The sequence below is a fragment of the Eikenella sp. genome (assembly GCF_057315495.1).
In genome coordinates, this window is record NZ_DBHKXY010000050.1 from 1 (window position 1) to 1,067 (window position 1,067).

General features: G+C 55.4%; 2 protein-coding genes and 1 pseudogene. 1 reads left to right on the forward strand and 2 read right to left on the reverse strand.

The features are described from left to right. Positions 1–263, forward strand: a pseudogene (locus ACO6EE_RS08970) (hypothetical protein); the annotation flags it as partial. On the opposite strand, the gene ACO6EE_RS08975 reads toward ACO6EE_RS08970, so the two are convergent. Together ACO6EE_RS08975 and ACO6EE_RS08980 are read right to left on the reverse strand one after the other, a co-directional pair. After that, positions 260–760, reverse strand: a complete 501-nt coding sequence (locus ACO6EE_RS08975; RefSeq protein ID WP_107971062.1) for a DUF1804 family protein — start codon at positions 758–760, stop codon at positions 260–262. The pseudogene ACO6EE_RS08970 and the gene ACO6EE_RS08975 sit on opposite strands and share 4 nt — an antisense overlap. 12 nt (positions 761–772) lie before the next feature. Next, positions 773–1,006, reverse strand: coding sequence for a hypothetical protein (locus ACO6EE_RS08980; protein WP_204811288.1), 234 nt, complete (start codon positions 1,004–1,006; stop codon positions 773–775). Positions 1,007–1,067 lie beyond the last annotated feature (61 nt).

Consider the following 1,067-nt stretch of genomic DNA (forward strand, 5'->3'; position numbering starts at 1 on the left):
GAGATGATGGTGGACTAGCAGCTATTCTCGGAGTACAAACCGTCAAAATCCATGCCGATACACTAAGTGAGTTAAAAGCCCTGTTAGCCGATAAACTGAATCAATCCGACTTACCCGAAGCCGAAAAAGCCAAATTACAGGAAAAATTGGCCGAATACGGCGATGTTGGCATCAAACACCTCATCACCAAGTTACTGGATGTGGGTGTGCAAAACCTACCGAAACTTATCTCTACCCTCGGTATTCCCGGCCTATTCAACTAACCAAACCTCTTCTCCACCACCGCCCCAAACGGCTCCAGCACCTCTGCCAGTGCGCCCAGTTGTTTGGGGTGTTTTTCCGATACAAACTGCACCAGCAATTCCACCACTTCCAGCGCGGTGGCCAGCTTGCTGGTTTCCGGCAGGATTCTGGCGTTGGCCGCCACGGTCTTGTTATAGGCATCGGCCAGGCTGGCCAGCAGCTTGACCTTTTCCGCAGGGCCCAGGTCGCCGTCCTGCTGCAGCAGCTCCATCGTTGAGTTGTATTGCTGCAAGAAGCCGGCCATCGTGGCCCGCCCCAGCTCCTCAATACTGCCGCCGGCCAGTGTGTAGGCGGCGCGCATTTTGTCCCAATCGTCTCCGTTCTCGCGCGCCTGTTCGCGCCAGCGCCGCGCTGTGGCCTGCGTGGTGCCGCACATGATTGCCGCCGTTTCCAGCGTTTGATTACCGGATACATAGAGTTGGCGCAGGCGGTCGCGGGTTTCTTTCGGGTGGGCCATTTCTCAAATCCTTCAAAAACCGAATTTAGCGCGGATAAAGGCAATGCCGGTGGCCACCACGCCGCCGCTCACCGCGCCGGATACCGCACCGGCCAAACTGCCGTTGGTACGGGCAATGCGTTGGCAGTCGGCCTGTATATCCGCCAGCCGTTTATCCATTTCATCTTGTTTGGCAATGGTTACATCCTGCTTGGCGCTGATTTCGCGCAGCATTTCCACAACCGGGTCTTGGTAAGGGGTGCTCATTTTTTATCGGCCTTTTCGTTTAACTTGTCACTAACCTGTTTGAGGTCGCTCTTGATTTCCC